This window comes from Neobacillus sp. S1227 (assembly GCF_055385255.1).
The window spans coordinates 4,124,763-4,140,294 of the sequence record NZ_AP038276.1; the positions used below are offsets into that span (position 1 = coordinate 4,124,763).

17 protein-coding genes are annotated in these 15,532 nt (G+C 40.3%); 1 reads left to right on the forward strand and 16 read right to left on the reverse strand.

Annotated elements, in window-relative coordinates:
* Nucleotides 1-2: 2 nt before the first annotated feature.
* The 5 genes from ACZ5AE_RS20655 to ACZ5AE_RS20675 form a co-directional block, all read right to left on the reverse strand.
* Nucleotides 3-710 carry a hypothetical protein gene (locus tag ACZ5AE_RS20655; protein ID WP_464566445.1) on the reverse strand — a complete coding sequence of 236 codons (708 nt, stop codon included), beginning with the start codon at nt 708-710 and terminating at the stop codon, nt 3-5.
* A gap of 28 nt (nt 711-738) precedes the next feature.
* Nucleotides 739-924: a DUF2768 domain-containing protein gene (locus ACZ5AE_RS20660; RefSeq protein WP_464566446.1), complete on the reverse strand. Its 186-nt coding sequence runs from the start codon at nt 922-924 to the stop codon at nt 739-741.
* Between the two features lie 433 nt (nt 925-1,357).
* Nucleotides 1,358-2,404 carry an NAD(P)H-dependent glycerol-3-phosphate dehydrogenase gene (locus ACZ5AE_RS20665; protein ID WP_464566447.1) on the reverse strand — a complete coding sequence of 349 codons (1,047 nt, stop codon included), beginning with the start codon at nt 2,402-2,404 and terminating at the stop codon, nt 1,358-1,360.
* Between the two features lie 20 nt (nt 2,405-2,424).
* On the reverse strand, nt 2,425-3,735 hold the full coding sequence (gene der / locus ACZ5AE_RS20670) for a ribosome biogenesis GTPase Der (RefSeq protein ID WP_464573688.1): 1,311 nt from the start codon (nt 3,733-3,735) through the stop codon (nt 2,425-2,427).
* A gap of 160 nt (nt 3,736-3,895) precedes the next feature.
* Nucleotides 3,896-4,504: a YphA family membrane protein gene (locus tag ACZ5AE_RS20675; protein ID WP_464566448.1), complete on the reverse strand. Its 609-nt coding sequence runs from the start codon at nt 4,502-4,504 to the stop codon at nt 3,896-3,898.
* A 106-nt stretch (nt 4,505-4,610) separates the two neighbouring features.
* On the opposite strand from ACZ5AE_RS20675, the gene ACZ5AE_RS20680 reads away from it, so the two are divergent.
* Nucleotides 4,611-4,757 carry a YpzI family protein gene (locus ACZ5AE_RS20680; protein WP_464566449.1) on the forward strand — a complete coding sequence of 49 codons (147 nt, stop codon included), beginning with the start codon at nt 4,611-4,613 and terminating at the stop codon, nt 4,755-4,757.
* Nucleotides 4,758-4,917: 160 nt separating this feature from the next.
* On the opposite strand, the gene fni is transcribed toward ACZ5AE_RS20680, so the two are convergent.
* The 11 genes from fni to ACZ5AE_RS20735 all read right to left on the reverse strand — a co-directional run bounded on the left by fni (nt 4,918) and on the right by ACZ5AE_RS20735 (nt 15,393).
* Entirely contained in the window at nt 4,918-5,970 is a 1,053-nt protein-coding gene (gene fni, locus ACZ5AE_RS20685) for a type 2 isopentenyl-diphosphate Delta-isomerase (protein WP_464566450.1), read from the reverse strand.
* Nucleotides 5,971-5,982: 12 nt separating this feature from the next.
* Complete coding sequence (gene rpsA / locus ACZ5AE_RS20690; protein ID WP_464566451.1) at nt 5,983-7,122, reverse strand: 30S ribosomal protein S1; 1,140 nt, start codon at nt 7,120-7,122, stop codon at nt 5,983-5,985.
* Nucleotides 7,123-7,243: 121 nt separating this feature from the next.
* Nucleotides 7,244-7,825: a lysophospholipid acyltransferase family protein gene (locus tag ACZ5AE_RS20695; RefSeq protein ID WP_464566453.1), complete on the reverse strand. Its 582-nt coding sequence runs from the start codon at nt 7,823-7,825 to the stop codon at nt 7,244-7,246.
* Nucleotide 7,826: 1 nt separating this feature from the next.
* The gene (gene cmk / locus ACZ5AE_RS20700) at nt 7,827-8,501 is read right to left on the reverse strand and encodes a (d)CMP kinase (RefSeq protein WP_464566454.1); all 675 of its coding nucleotides are present in this window, start codon (nt 8,499-8,501) and stop codon (nt 7,827-7,829) included.
* Between the two features lie 199 nt (nt 8,502-8,700).
* On the reverse strand, nt 8,701-8,880 hold the full coding sequence (locus tag ACZ5AE_RS20705; protein ID WP_464566455.1) for a DUF5359 family protein: 180 nt from the start codon (nt 8,878-8,880) through the stop codon (nt 8,701-8,703).
* 103 nt (nt 8,881-8,983) lie between these two features.
* A complete protein-coding gene (gene ypeB / locus ACZ5AE_RS20710; RefSeq protein WP_464566456.1) occupies nt 8,984-10,333 on the reverse strand; it encodes a germination protein YpeB in 1,350 nt (449 codons plus the stop codon).
* A gap of 12 nt (nt 10,334-10,345) precedes the next feature.
* The gene (gene sleB, locus ACZ5AE_RS20715; protein ID WP_464566457.1) at nt 10,346-11,101 is read right to left on the reverse strand and encodes a spore cortex-lytic enzyme; all 756 of its coding nucleotides are present in this window, start codon (nt 11,099-11,101) and stop codon (nt 10,346-10,348) included.
* 203 nt (nt 11,102-11,304) lie between these two features.
* Nucleotides 11,305-11,994, reverse strand: a complete 690-nt coding sequence (prsW, locus tag ACZ5AE_RS20720) for a glutamic-type intramembrane protease PrsW (RefSeq protein ID WP_464566458.1) — start codon at nt 11,992-11,994, stop codon at nt 11,305-11,307.
* 83 nt (nt 11,995-12,077) lie between these two features.
* Nucleotides 12,078-13,034: an asparaginase gene (locus ACZ5AE_RS20725; protein ID WP_464566459.1), complete on the reverse strand. Its 957-nt coding sequence runs from the start codon at nt 13,032-13,034 to the stop codon at nt 12,078-12,080.
* Nucleotides 13,035-13,041: 7 nt separating this feature from the next.
* On the reverse strand, nt 13,042-14,013 hold the full coding sequence (locus ACZ5AE_RS20730; protein ID WP_464566460.1) for a YpdA family putative bacillithiol disulfide reductase: 972 nt from the start codon (nt 14,011-14,013) through the stop codon (nt 13,042-13,044).
* Nucleotides 14,014-14,115: 102 nt separating this feature from the next.
* Nucleotides 14,116-15,393, reverse strand: a complete 1,278-nt coding sequence (locus ACZ5AE_RS20735; RefSeq protein ID WP_464566461.1) for a Glu/Leu/Phe/Val family dehydrogenase — start codon at nt 15,391-15,393, stop codon at nt 14,116-14,118.
* Between the last annotated feature and the right edge of the window lie 139 nt (nt 15,394-15,532).

A 15,532-nucleotide genomic window follows, 5' to 3' on the forward strand; every position in this document is an offset into this window, starting at 1 on the left:
TCTTATTCTTCTAGAAATACCGGTTCATTTGTTTTGGAGTCTACGGTGTAAGGCAGGGAAAAAGCCGGAACGAACATAGAATTATTGACTAGAATAGGACGTATATCCTCGCCGGGTTTCACTTTCTGGTCTGATTTCTTAATTGCCTGATATAGGTCAGGGCTGTAATCTATATATACTTCGGCATTCCCAGTGATGACAAAGGATAAATTTTGATTGGAATATGGGCTGACTGCATATGGCGGCTCCTTATACCCCAATTTTTTATAGTCTAAAGTAAACACATTTTTGGCAATTTGTTTTTTATAGGGCGGATACCCCATTGCCTTTAATCTTAATTTCATATCCCTGATCGTTTCAGCCATTCTTAAGTCAATCAGTTTCACAGTAGGACTGGTTTCCACATCAACCAAAACGTATTGGAATATCCCTCCGTTTTCAAATGCATTACCAGGTGGTTCAGCTATATATTTCGGGGCAATCTTCTTAAAATCAATTGGATACTTTTGATATATTGGGGTACCCGCCTCTTTCGTTTTGATTGGCAGTATACCGCCATTATCATTTCTAAAATCGTCCACAGCCGTTTGAACTGCTTGTATTTGATCCTTGTAGGGGATCTGGTTCTTTGCCAATTCCTCCTTAGGATACATACATCCAGCTAACAGGAAAGCCATAGCTGCACACAAGCCCAGCATCTTCCACTTCATATAATCACCTTTATATGTATATTTTTCATCATGTCAGAAATACGATAAGCAGTGTAAACCCTGCTGCAATCATAAACAGATAGGCAAGAATAGCTGTAACAAAACGGAGTACTCCTGTTAATTTATACCTGCTCAAATAAATGGTAATAATGGCAAGAAACATTAAAGCCATTCCGCCAACGGATATCCACATTTTTAACATACCTGGTGACAACGTAATTCCCCCCTTGTCCGAATGTTATTATAACATAGCTAGTCCTTTTTAAAATAGGCTAAGTTAGCACTTACTGTTGATTGGAGCGGAAGGGGCGAGACTCCTGCGGGAGTACGGGGCAGAGGAGACCCCACAGGCGCGTTTAGCGCCGAGAGGCTCCCCTCCTAAAAGCTGCCGCTTTTTGCCGTGTGAAGACTATGCTGCCGAAGATTTCCTTGTGAAGCGGAGATCAACAGACCAGTTTAACAAAGCCTATAAAATAAAAAACTGAAGTAAAGAGGGGCGAATTCCTTACTTCAGCCAGGTCAAGACTAAATAACCCATACTCCAGCGTCATACTACCAAGTTGCTTCGTTGCATTGTATGCATTTTCATGTTAAAGCGTATCAGAAGAACGCCTATTTTTTGATGGAAAAGGCACATTTTTTCATCATTAATTTCTTTCATCCAAAATATTAACCAAATCTTCCATCTCATGCGTTTTGCTGCGGCCCATTAAAACCTCTACCCCGTCTTTTGCATTTTTGCCATTAAACAAAACATCATAAAGCACAAGGGTAATAGGCATTTTCACTTCATATTTTTCGGCCAGCTGGTAAGCAGCTTTCGTGGTTCTGACACCTTCCACGACCATGCCCATGCTATCAAGTACTTCCTCTAAGGTTTTTCCTTTTCCTAATAAATTTCCTGCTCTCCAGTTTCTTGAGTGAACACTGGTGCACGTGACAATTAAATCGCCTATTCCAGCCAAGCCGGAGAAAGTTAACGGGTTAGCTCCCATTTTTGTGCCAAGCCGCGCGATTTCTGCCAATCCTCTTGTCATAAGGGCAGCTTTGGCATTATCCCCATAGCCCAACCCATCGGTAATTCCTACAGCCAAGGCAATAATATTTTTCAAAGCACCGCCTATCTCAACCCCAATTACATCGGAATTCGTATAGACACGGAAATTGTGATTGATAAATAAATCCTGAATCTCCTCAGCTGCCTCCATATTTTCCGATGTAACCGAAACCGTTGTTGGGTGTCTGAGGCTAACTTCCTCTGCATGGCTTGGACCAGAAAGAACAACGACAGCTTCTAACAGCTCTTCAGGCATTTCTTCTTTGATGATTTCTGAAATTCTCATCAAAGTATCAGGCTCAATCCCCTTACTTACATGCGTTATCGTTATCGGAGAAGTAATGACAGCATGAATCTTCCGAATGACCTCGCGAATGGCCTTTGTGGGAACCGCTAAAATAACATGCTTAATATTTGCCAAAGCATCGCTTAAGGAAGCATAGCCAACGATTAATTCAGGAAGTTCTATTCCAGGCAAATATTTTTTGTTGGTATGAAACTGATTTATTTCTTTAACTTGTTCCTCATTATGGCTCCACAACCGGACCTCGAGTCCATTATCCGCCAGCACCATTGCTAGTGCTGTCCCCCAAGACCCAGCACCAACAACTGCAGCAGCCTTTTGTTTCTCTTCCATGTAAGATCACCGCCTCAAGGCTATTTTCTTTCTCTTGCATAAATTTTAATCGGGGTGCCTTCAAAGCCAAATGCATCCCTTATCCTGTTTTCGAGAAAACGTTCATAAGAAAAATGCAGTAATTCTGGTTCATTGACAAAAATGACAAAGGTTGGCGGCTTCACTGCAACCTGTGTTGCATAATAAATTTTTAGCCGTTTACCTTTATCGGTTGGTGTCGGGTTCATGGCAACAGCATCCATAATAATATCGTTTAAGACGCTTGTTTCGACACGCATAGAATGGTTCTCACTAGCCAAATTAATCATTGGCAGCAAGGTATGGATTCTTTTTTTCGTTTTTGCAGATAAGAAAACGATCGGAGCGTAATTAAGAAACAGAAAATGATCTCTGATCTTCTGCTCAAACTCTTTCATCGTTTTTTCATCTTTTTCAATAGCGTCCCACTTATTGACGACAATGACGACCGCTCTTCCTGCTTCATGGGCATAGCCAGCGATTTTCTTATCTTGTTCAATAATTCCTTCTTCCGCATTAATGACCACCAAAACCACGTCTGACCGTTCAATTGCCCTAAGTGCACGAAGCACACTATATTTTTCGGTGCTTTCGTATACTTTTCCTTTTTTTCTAATTCCTGCAGTATCAATGATAACATATTCTTGTCCTTCGTACGTATAAGGAGAATCGATAGCATCACGGGTTGTGCCTGCTATATTGCTGACGATTACGCGGTCTTCTCCTAATATCGCATTGACCAATGAAGATTTTCCGACATTCGGCCGGCCAATTAAAGAAAACTTAATAACATCTTCGTCATATTCATCTTCTCTGCCTTTTGGAAAATGGTTTGCCGCCGCGTCTAATAAATCCCCTAGTCCAAGTCCATGAGACCCCGAAATCGGGATCGGCTCCCCAAACCCAAGTGCATAAAAATCATAAATCATATCCCGCATTTCCGGATTATCAATCTTGTTAACCGCCAGGATAATTGGCTTTTTTGTTTTATAAAGAATTTTCGCCACTTCTTCATCGGCAGCCGTTACCCCTTCTCTTCCATTCGTTAAGAAGATAATGACGTCAGCTTCATCAATCGCCACTTCCGCCTGCTGCCGGATTTGCTCCAGAAACGGTTCATCACCAATATCAATCCCACCTGTATCGATGATATTAAAATCATGGTTGAGCCATTCTCCTGAGCTATAAATTCGATCTCTCGTCACACCTGGGATATCCTCAACAATTGAAATTCGTTCACCAACAATTCTATTAAAAATAGTGGATTTTCCGACATTCGGTCTTCCCACAATGGCAATAACAGGTTTAACCATTCTAATCGCCATCCTTTCTTATCCGTTAATCAACTTTTTTTAGTATGTAATGTTTCTAAAATGATGAAAGAACCCTTCGGGGTACCCCCAGAAGGGTCTAACTATCCTATCTTAGCAAATGTTAATCTCCTCCTGCAACGAATAGGGGGAATAAATCTTGTTAAGATGATTTTTGTTTCGCTTTTTCCAAAAGGTGGAAATGATTTTGCAATACTGCTCCGGCATTTTCCAAAAGGCTCCAGCCGACCGTTACTGCGGAAATTAACGCACATACATCTAAATAAGCAAAATCTCCTATCGAATGCGGAAATTGAAATTTATTTAAAATATACGCGTACAATAATTCTCCTTGCATGGTTCCGCTAAATATAATCAGCAATCTTCCCTTTAATGTGTTTTGCAGGATTATAGCCAAATAGCCGATACCGATTCCCATCATCCATTCCTTCTTAAATATTAACCAAACCGGGTCAAATATTTCGAACAAATGGAAGGTTACGTATGCGATTGTGATAATTAAAGAACAAATGAGAAGGTATATGATAACCCGCTGCTTTTCTTTGCTTATAAATAAATATGAATAACTTAAGATGACAACCCCGCTTGCATAAATGTCAACCATTCCGAAATTAAAATGATAGTCTGAAAAAATAATCAGGATTAATACTGCAGCCGCAAGCCTTAGCCGATACGGATTATCCTTAGGTAAAATAAACGTAAGGTAAACCCAAAACATCCAAAAAATCAAATAAAATGCCGCACCTTCCATACATACACCTCCTAGTATTATCATTATTGATATTCCTAACGAACTTTTATACTCATTGAATAATATTTCCTGTCTGATTCATCTTATTAAGAGGAGGTGTAGAAAGATGGGAAGAGACCGCCAAGAGAAAAAGCTAAAAGCAAGCAGAAGAGTGGAGTCAGATCGAGATCAGGCCTTGCACTATAAGGGGGCAACAAAACTTTCAGGTCCTGATGAGGCAAGAGGTTTAAATGATGGGAAGGACGATTATTAAAAGAAAAGCGAAAGCGCCTTGACCAGGGGAGACAGGGCATTAGACGTGACGGCGAGAAGGCTGTTCACTGCCTTCTTGACGGATTGGCTGTAGACCTCCCTTCAAGCCCCTAGGCGCGGAAGCCAGACAATGAAGAAAAGCTCCTGCATTTGCAGGAGCTTTAAACTTGTCGCTGGCTGTATTGTTTAGTTTCAATTCCTCTTTGGGTTAACCAATGATAGGTATCCCCGGAAATAATCAAGGGAACACGTTTCAATTCCGAAATGGATTTTACACCCAAAGCTGTCATTATGAGAGTGATTTCCATGAGCATTTCCTGCATTTCATCAATTAATGCTTCTGTCCCTTTTTCTAGAAGAATTCTCAGGAAATGACCGGCAATCCCGATTGCATCCGCTCCCAAGGCTATTCCTTTGACAATATCCAAACCATTCACAAAACCGCCCGAGCCAATGATGGAAATGTTGGAAATGGATGAAGCTTCCGCAATTGAAACAGGAGTGGGTATACCCCAATCAGCGAAAAAAGGAAGGGATTTCTCTCTTCGTTTATTTTCAATCTCCGCAAAGTTGGTTCCTCCGGCCCCCCCACAATCGGCAATATTCACCCCTATCGAGGAAAGCATTTGAATCGTTTCACGGGACATCCCAAAGCCCACCTCTTTGACGATCACTGGGACTTCTACACCGTTTACGATAGTTTCAATTCTTTTTAAGGCTCCGGAAAAGTCACGATCCCCCTCTGGCATGGTCAGCTCTTGGATTACATTTAAATGAATTTGCAGCGCATTGGCCTCAATCATTTCAATTGCATATTTTGCATCATCCAACTTTGCCTCACTGCCAAGATTGGCAATCAAAACTCCCTTCGGATTCTCTTTACGGGCCACTTCATAGGTATAGCTTTGAGTACGGTCCTTAACAGCAGACATTTGAGAACCAACAGCCATCGCCAATCCAAGTTCACCGGCAGCAATGGCCAGCTCTTTATTAATTGAATAAGTTTTTTCACCGCCGCCGCCCGTCATCGCATTGATAAAAATAGGCGAACTTAAATAAAGTTCGCCTATTTTTTGATTTAATCGAACATCACTAATACCGATATTCGGTAAGCTTTGGTGAATAAATTTAATATCATCAAATGCTGAAGAACGCGTTTGCCCATTTTCAATAGCCAGGCGGATGTGATCCCATTTACGTTCCAATCTAGACACGTTTTATCACCATTATTTTCTCAGATTCTTTAACTTATCTCCAATCATTTCACCAAGCTGGAATCCTTTTGATTCTTCCGGAAGCTCATAATCGTATGTTTCCTCAACTTCTTTTTCAAGAAGCTCCTTGATGCTCAAAGATAAGCGCTGTTCAGCTTCATTTGCATCCAAAACTTTAACGGATACCTCTTGTCCTTCCTTTAACACCTCATGAGGAGTACCAATGTGTTTATGGGCAATCTGGGAGATATGAACAAGGCCTTCAACACCAGGGAAAACCTCAACGAAAGCTCCATAAGAAACCAATCGTTTAACGGTTCCGGTTAACACACTGCCCTTTGGAGCCTTTTCTGAGATGTTTGACCACGGACCAGGAAGTGTCTCTTTAATGGATAAGGAAATTCTTTCGCTGTCCCGATCCACGCTTAGGACTTTTACATTAACCTTTTGGCCTTCATGCACAACATCTGTTGGTTTATTGACATGTTCGTGTGATAATTGGGAAATATGGACAAGTCCATCAATTCCACCGATATCAACAAAAGCACCGAAATCAGTCAATCTTTGAACTGTACCTTCAATGATATCACCCGGTTGAATTGCATCAAGACGGGATAATTTTTGCTTTGCCTTTTCCTGTTCAACAACAGCACGGTGGGAAAGGATTAAGCGATTTTTATCTTTATCGAGTTCGACAATTTTAAAAGTAATAGTTCTGCCTTTATAGTCGCTAAAATCCTCGACAAAATATGTCTCAACAAGGGATGCAGGGACAAAGCCGCGAACTCCAAGGTCGACAACTAGGCCGCCTTTCACAACATCTTTTACTTCGGTTTCAATAACCTCGCCGCTCTGGAATTTCTGCTCTAGGCTTTCCCAAGCTTTTCCGGCATCCACTTTTCTTTTTGAAAGAATTAATGCTTCTTCTTCAACCTTCATTACTTCAAGCTCTAATTCATCGCCCTCTTTAACCGCATCAGAAGCTTTTTCAATATGCAGGCTTGATAATTCACTGATTGGAATAATCCCATCAAGTTTGCTGCCTTGGATATCAACAAGCACCTGCTTTTCTTCTACTTTAGTAACTTGTCCCGTTACCTTGTCGCCAACTTCAAAGCTTTTCACTTCTACCTGATTTAATTCTTCAGACATATGTAATCCTCCTTAATCCATTGACTAGCAAAATCTATAATTATCTATAAATTCTGATTTGCCCAAAATTGAATCTCATTATTTAACTTCTTATAAATCGCGTCTTTTGTCAAGCGGAAACCTATCGATACTCTTTAATAAGTTTATGAATTTCATCCATAATTAATTCAGTGACTACTTCTGCAGAAGCCTTCGAATTTCGATGGTCATCCATTTGAATAGGCTTTCCATAAACTACCTTTAACTTTTGCAGGTTTTTGTAAGGGCCAAGAATCGCACACGGAACTACTGCACAATTCGTTTTCAAAGCAAAAAAACCAGCACCGGCAAGGCCTTTCCCTAATTCCCCAGTTTTACTTCTTGTTCCTTCTGGAAAAAGTCCAAGCACATGCCCTTCCTTTAATATGTTGATCCCTTTTCTTAGTGCTTCACGATCACTCATCCCTCTTTTTACAGGAAAAGCGTTACATTTCCGCACGATGTTCCCTAAGACAGGGACTCTAAAGATTTCCTCTTTGGCCATAAAATGAACAGGCCTTTTCCCGGTAATCCCGACAATAATGGGGTCAAAATTATGAATATGATTGGAACAAAGAAGCACGCCACCTTCTTTTGGTATATTCTCCGCTCCAATCGTTTCAACTCGATACCACGGTTTAAAGATTGCGTTTACTACTGATCTTGCAAAGGTATAAAACGTCAACTCATCCAATCCTTTCGTGCACAAGAGCCATAATTTTATCGACTACTTCCGGAATAGTCAAAGAGGTAGTATCAATTTCAGCGGCATCTTCGGCCTTTTTCAAAGGAGCAACTTCTCTTTCTGAGTCGATTTTATCTCTACGCGCAATTTCTTCTTTTAGTTTTTCCAAGTCTGATGGGAAACCCTTTTGAAGATTTTCATTATGACGCCGCTCAGCTCTTTCGTCCACACTGGCGAGTAAAAAGACTTTTACCTCTGCATTAGGTAAAACATGAGTGCCAATGTCACGCCCATCCATGACAACACCTCCGCTTTTCGCAAACGATTGCTGTCTTCTCACCATTTCTTCCCTTACCCGCAGATGTTTGGAAGGGATGGATACCAAATTGGTTACTTCAGATGTACGGATTTCGTTAGTAACATCCTGATTATCGAGTAAAACGATTTGCCCGTTATCAGAAGGCAGGAGTCCTATTTCTGTATCGAGCAGCATTTCCACTAGGGAGTCCTCATCTTCGAGATCAAGATTGTTCGCAATTGCTTTATATGTCAACGCCCTATACATGGCACCCGTATCAATGTAAATATACGATAAGTTTTCTGCCACTATTTTTGCTACAGTGCTTTTACCGGCAGCAGCAGGACCGTCAATTGCGATGGATATTTTTCTTTTCATAAATCCTCCTAATGAATATCTAAAGTTGTCTATATTTATTTTACCATAAGAGACCAGAATCCTTCCTTAATTTAATCCATTAAAACAAAAAAAGCAGGCAAAGCCTGCTCATATTTTTCTTCATTTAATAATTATCGTGTTGAAATTTCAAATTCTAATCATTTATGCTTTCAATAAGTCTGTTTGCAGAGGCAATTAATTAGTTTCCTTGAAAGGTCTGGAGTATTTCGGTGATGGAATTTTCATTGACGCCTTCGTATTTGGTTAGCTGCTGCAATTCCGGCAGGGTATCTAGCTGATGCAGAAAAAATTGAGTTAGAAGTAAAAATAGAAACTGTATGATGATTACCTTCATTAAAATTTTTTCGATTTTCTCCAAATCCATTCACCCCAAAACCAAGTTATACCTATTATGGGGGCTGATTCAATATTTTATTCTCGCAGCGGACCAAAATAAAGAAAGGAAAAGCATGAGCTTTTCCTTATAAAACACCTTCATACATATTTTCCGCATTCTTTAGTTTCTCTACTTTTTCTTCTAAACCGGTTTTCGCATTAATAAAGAGACGGTAAGTATCTTCTCCCATTGTCCCGAGGAATTCGTAGCATAAGACTTCCTCATTTAAATCATTGATGACAACAGCAAGACGGTCCTCCATCACCTTTAGATTTGGATTCACTTTCTTTCTGGCATCTTCAAGTGTAATGGTTGGTTTATCTAAATTTCTTGTTTGAAAGGACTTTAAGTAATCCTCCGCAGAAACTCCGACAATATCACCATTATCTAGAGCAACCTTAACCTTTACCGATTCCGGATAGATTCTGACTCCATTGGTATTGGTGACAAAATTAAAGACACCAACATTATCATATTGAAAACTTTCAAAAGTCTCTAAGTCTTTAAAGCCAGTTTCTTTTAAAAAAGCAAGTGCTTTATTATTGGCAGCATTCAAACTGATGGCTTGCTTATCGATCGGGCGGTTGTTCATAAACCAAATGGGATGGCCGGCTTTTTTTGTGATGTCCATGCTTGCTTCTTGACCAGTTTGTTTGTTCCTTACGGAAACACTGTAAAAGCCATAGTCAGACCCTTTGCCATTTTTGGTGACCTTCACATCCGCATTGCCGTCAATTTTCAAATATTTTTTCGCAATATCTGCAGCTTCTTGCTTTGTAATGGATTTCCCTTTAATTTTTTTATAGTTTTCATCCTTTTTTTGCAAGTTTGTTAAGGTAAGCCCCTGTGCAGTTTCTTCATAACCGCTGACGGTTTTCTCAACAGTTTTGAAACCGTCAATAATTGTGTTATCTGTATTTTCCTTGCCTGAGGCAAGGGCAAGCTCTACATCCATCCAGCGCAGATTGTTCTTTAACACCATATGCTGGACTTTTCTAAGCTCAGACTGGATTTGTCCAGATTGCTTATAAAGGGACTTCAACGTTTCGTATTCCTGCTCAGAAAGAGGCTCCTTATCCAAATCTCTGGCGGCAGTCCGATAGCTGAAATTTCCGATATTCGCAAGAAATTCCTCTGTTTTATTAAATGGCAGCAACGTCAATGGAAGTTGACCGACATCACTATGCGCCTGAGATGTAAGTCTCCAAACTTCAATTAGCGACGGTGATAATGAATTTCTTGAATTCATTGCAAGTGTTGTGCCAATTTTGTCATTTAAAAGGTCCATTCGATAAGTAAGATTATGGAATGCCCGTTGGTAATTGTTTTCTGCATTTAAAAGCACCGCGTTTTTCTCTTGATGTTCCTGGTAACCCCAGTAAGCAGTACCCGCAACAGCTATTGCGAGAACGCCAATCAATATTCCTCTAATCAACTGTTTTCACCTCTACTTGCAAAAAATATGTTGGCCAATTTTTTTAATTTGCGGTCTTGACCAAATCCAGCCGCTTGTTGCCGTTGCAGGATTAAAATAATACAAAGCCTCGCCGGTTGGATCCCAGCCATTAATCGCATCAATCACTGCTTTTTTAGAAGTTTCATTTGGAGTCAGCCAAATCTGTCCATCAGCGACTGCCGTAAATGCTCCTGGTTCGAAGATGACTCCAGAAACGGTGTTTGGAAAGGAAGCACTTTGTACCCTGTTTAGGATGACTGCAGCAACTGCAACTTGGCCGATATATGGTTCACCTCTTGACTCTCCATGAACAGCATTTGCCATTAAGCGGATATCATTTTGCGAAAAACCGGCCGGAGTGTTAGCGGCGGTCGGCTTTTTGGCAGGAGCTTGCGGTTTTGCATTTGGTTTTGCTGCAGAATTATTGCCAGCCTTATAGTTTTTGCTCGCCTTCACTATTTTCGCTTTTGTAGCTGGTCCTGCCAAACCATCAATAGGCAGTCCAAATTCATACTGGAAATTCCGTAAGGCCCAATAGGTCCGCCAACCGAAAACGCCATCCACCTTCCCTGTAAAAAACCCTAAATGTTTGAGCCTTTCTTGTAATTCAATGACATCGGTGCCAACCGCACCATGCTGGATTACCTGTCCCGAAAAAGCTTGAACCTGATTGGTTTTTACGAAAGGTAATGGCGTTATTAAAAGGGATAAGCTTAGCAGATTTATTAATATCGGTTTCTTCAACATGGAACATTAACCCCCATTTGTAAATCTTTTTGCATTAATCCTATTTTTTGTTTAAATGGTGTTTTTATTCCAAATAAATAAAGAAAACTCGCCGATTGGCGAGCCAGTAAGGGCAGTTCATGAGGCGCAGTTGTCCTTATGCGTTAAAGAAAGTAAAGTTTAGGAAAATTTCACACCCTCGTAGTAGCTAAAAAAACCCAACATCAATGATGAAGGGTCTTTTCAAGTGAATATTGTTTTTTAAAATGGTTAGCACTTAACATTTTCGCTTTTTTCACTTTTCTAAGTCCAAACCACCATAGAAAGATCATGAAAGGAAAAATGATAAGCAGCCAATTTTCTAAAGATAGCAGGATTAAATCGTAGAAACCGTGCAGAACAAACGGGAGTAACAATGACAAAGAAAGCCATTTTGCTTTATTGCCTTCTGTAAACTTTGCCTTGCCAAAATAAAATCCCATTATTACACCAAAGAGTGCATGACTGGAAACCGGGAGCAGAGCCCGGGATATGGCATGTTCAATGCCGTTGGCAATCAGGTAAAAAATATTCTCAACGGTAGCAAATCCAAGGGACACTGCCGCACCGTAGACAATTCCATCAAATGGTTCATCAAATTCGACATGTTGATAAATGGCATAAAAAACAATAAACCATTTAAAAAATTCCTCTAGAAAACCAGTACTGATAAATGCATTAATCATGCTTGAGTCAAGCAATTGCTCAGTCTTTAGGACATGCTGGATAAACATAATTGGAAATACCAACAGCGCACCATACAAAAATGTTCTAAGAACAAGGGGAATAGGCTCTGATTCATATTCATCTTTTAAATAAAAATAACTTAGCAAGGCCAAGCCGGGGGCGATCCCGGCAGATAAGATTCCCAGCATGATGAACCTCTTTTCAACTCCATTTTCTTAAGTCTAACATGGAAATGGACGTAAGGAAAATGAAAGATTTATTCCAGCTTCCACTAAAATTGGATATTCTCTAAGCCGCTTGCAAGTGAAACAGCAAGTTTAATTCTGGCCTTTTTGGAGTCATTATCGCTGCCAAGGATGACTCCCTTTTTATAAAGATCATATGCACTGCCCTCGTAATCATAGGTTGTGTAAACAGAGCCCTCTTCAGCGCTGGTTGTAACAACCATCTTAATTCCAGCTTTTATCGATAGTTCTATCTCTTCCACCATTTTGGGAGCAACCTGGCCACGGCCTACCCCCTCGAGGATGATTCCTTTTACTCCCGCTTCTCTTGCAGCCTTAATAAACTTTCCATCGGCACCAATATAGCATTTAATAATTTCAACCTGAGGGATAGCTGTAAACACTTTATAAAACTCCCGTTTTATAGGCTTTTGAAAAATATGAACCTGGTCGTTATCAATGATTCCCAGATAGCCAAATCCAAAGGAGTTAAACCCCTGAATATTGGATGCGTGTTCCTTCTTGACGTATCTTGCTGCAAAAATCCGTTCATTAAAAACAACAACTGCCCCGGCGTCTCGCAAATCCTTAGAACAGGCTGAATAGATGGCATGCCTGAGGTTAATGTAGACATCGCTCCCCAAATCTTCTGGGGAACGCTGTGATCCGGTTACTACAACTGGACGGGAATCGGCAATTGTTAAATCAAGGAAGTAGGCTGTTTCTTCCATTGTATCTGTCCCGTGTGTGACGACCACTCCACAAACCGTATCATCTTTAAAATAGCCCTCAATTTTTGATTTTAATAAAACTAAATCATCAAAAGTGATATGAATACTGGCTTTTTGAAAGACAGATTCAACAATGACTTCAATATCATTTGGCAATTGGCACATAGCGGTAAGTTCTTCACCTGTCAATGCACCAGATGCAAGTTTTCCAGAATCTTTATTTGGCTTGCTTGCAATTGTACCGCCTGTAGTTAACAAAACGACTTTTTTCATAGTAATCTCACCCTTTTGATTCTTTCTCTAAGATTGAACCTGCAATTTGTCCGCCATGAAATCTTCCATTTTCGATAAAGATTTCATTTGCATTGTTACCCGCCGCTAGTACCCCTGCAATATAAATCCCCTCTATGTTTGTTTCCATCGTTTCAGAGTTAAAAATCGGCCTTCCTGATTCTTGGTCGATAATTACTCCCATATTTTTAATAAATTGATGATCAGGGTGGTACCCAGTCATGGCAAATACAAAGTCATTTTTTATAGACTTTTCTTGGCCTTCTTTTACATAAATGACTTCATTTTCTGTTATTTCTTTAACATTTGCATTAAACTCCATGTGAATGATTCCATTCCGGACCAAGGATTCAAATTCCGGGAGTATCCACGGCTTGATACTTGGAGAGTATTCATTTCCACGATATAAAACAGTTACTCTCGCACCCGCCTTTACAAGCTCAATGGACGCATCTACGCTGGAATTTTTCCCGCCTATTACGCAGACATCCTGGTCAAAATAGGGATGCGCTTCTTTAAAGTAATGAAACACTTTAGGCAGCGCCTCACCTGGTACCTTCATAAAATTGGGGTTATCGTAGTAGCCGGTGGCGATGACAACATAATTGGCATGATAAGTATTTTTTTCTGTTACAATTGTAAACAAATGATTGTCTTTCGTCACTTGCGTCACTTTTTCAAAGGGATTAATACGAAGATTCTTTCTTTTTGCAACCTCTCTATAATAGACAAGTGCCTGATTTCTTTTTGGTTTATAATTTTCGGTTAGAAAAGCGACGTCACCAATTTCCAATTTTTCACTAGTACTAAAAAATGTTTGATGGGTTGGATAGTTATATAAAGAGTTTACAATGTTGCCCTTTTCGATGATAAGCGGGCTTTTTCCGATTTCCTGTAAGGCGATCGCAGCCGCCATTCCACACGGTCCCCCGCCAATAATAATTACGTCTTCTATTTGCACAATGGAACACTCCTTAAAACATTCATGCATCTTTATTATTATATAAAAAACTCCTACCTGTTAATGATAGGAGTTTTGAGTACATATTTCAATGGTAACAACTTAAATCCAGCCTCTGAAGCGGCTTGCTTCAGCCATTTTTCTTACACCGACCATGTATGCGGCAAGACGCATATCGACACGGCGAGTTTGGGCTGTATCATATATATTTCTAAAGGATTTGACCATTACTTTTTCAAGCTTTTCTTCTACTTCATCTTCTGACCAATAGTAACCTTGGTTGTTTTGCACCCATTCAAAATAGGAAACAGTTACGCCGCCTGCAGAGGCTAATACGTCAGGTACAAGTAGAACTCCGCGCTCAGTTAGAATTTCCGTTGCTTCTAATGTTGTAGGTCCGTTTGCGGCCTCAACCACGATGCTGGCACGAATATTGTGGGCATTCTCTTCGGTAATTTGATTTTCAATTGCTGCCGGAACGAGGATGTCACATTCCAACTCAAGCAGTTCCTTATTAGTTATTGTATTATTGAATAGCTTTGTTACAGTTCCAAAACTATCCCTTCTGTCAAGCAGGTAATCGATATCGAGTCCATTCGGATCATAAAGTGCACCGTATGCATCTGAAATCCCTACTACTTTGGCACCTGCATCATGCATGAATTTTGACAAGTAGCTGCCGGCGTTGCCGAAACCTTGGACAACGACTCTAGCTCCTTCGATATTGATGCCTCTCTTTTTCGCTGCTTCGCGGATACAAATCGTGACCCCTTTTGCTGTTGCCGACTCACGACCATGGGAACCTCCAAGTACGAGCGGTTTGCCAGTGATAAAACCAGGATTGTTAAATTCATCAATCCGGCTGTACTCGTCCATCATCCAAGCCATTATTTGCGAGTTTGTAAATACATCAGGAGCAGGAATATCTTTTGTTGGGCCAACGATTTGGCTAATTGCCCTTACATATCCACGGCTTAATCTTTCAAGCTCACGGAATGACATATCGCGCGGGTCACAGATAATCCCGCCTTTACCGCCGCCATATGGAAGATCGACGATTCCGCATTTTAAACTCATCCATATTGAAAGGGCTTTCACTTCTGTCTCTGTTACACCAGGATGGAAGCGGATTCCTCCCTTTGTTGGGCCTACTGCATCATTATGTTGGGCACGGTATCCAGTAAATATTTTTACAGATCCATCATCCATTCTAACTGGAATCTTGACTGTCATCATTCTTAGCGGCTCTTTTAAGAGCTCGTATACCTCTTCAGGGTAACCTAATTTTTCAAGGGCTTTATGTATAACGGTCTGTGTTGATTTTAACACATCATGCTTACCCTCATGATTAGTCTTTTCATTACCTTTTTCGGTAGACATTTATAAACCTCCTAAGAAAATACTAAAACGATTAATGTCCGCTATCAGTCACAAGTATACACCTTTAGGCAATTAATGCAAGAACAAAAATCCACCTTTCTTTTTATATAATGTGACTATGCAAAGGCGGCCATTCGCA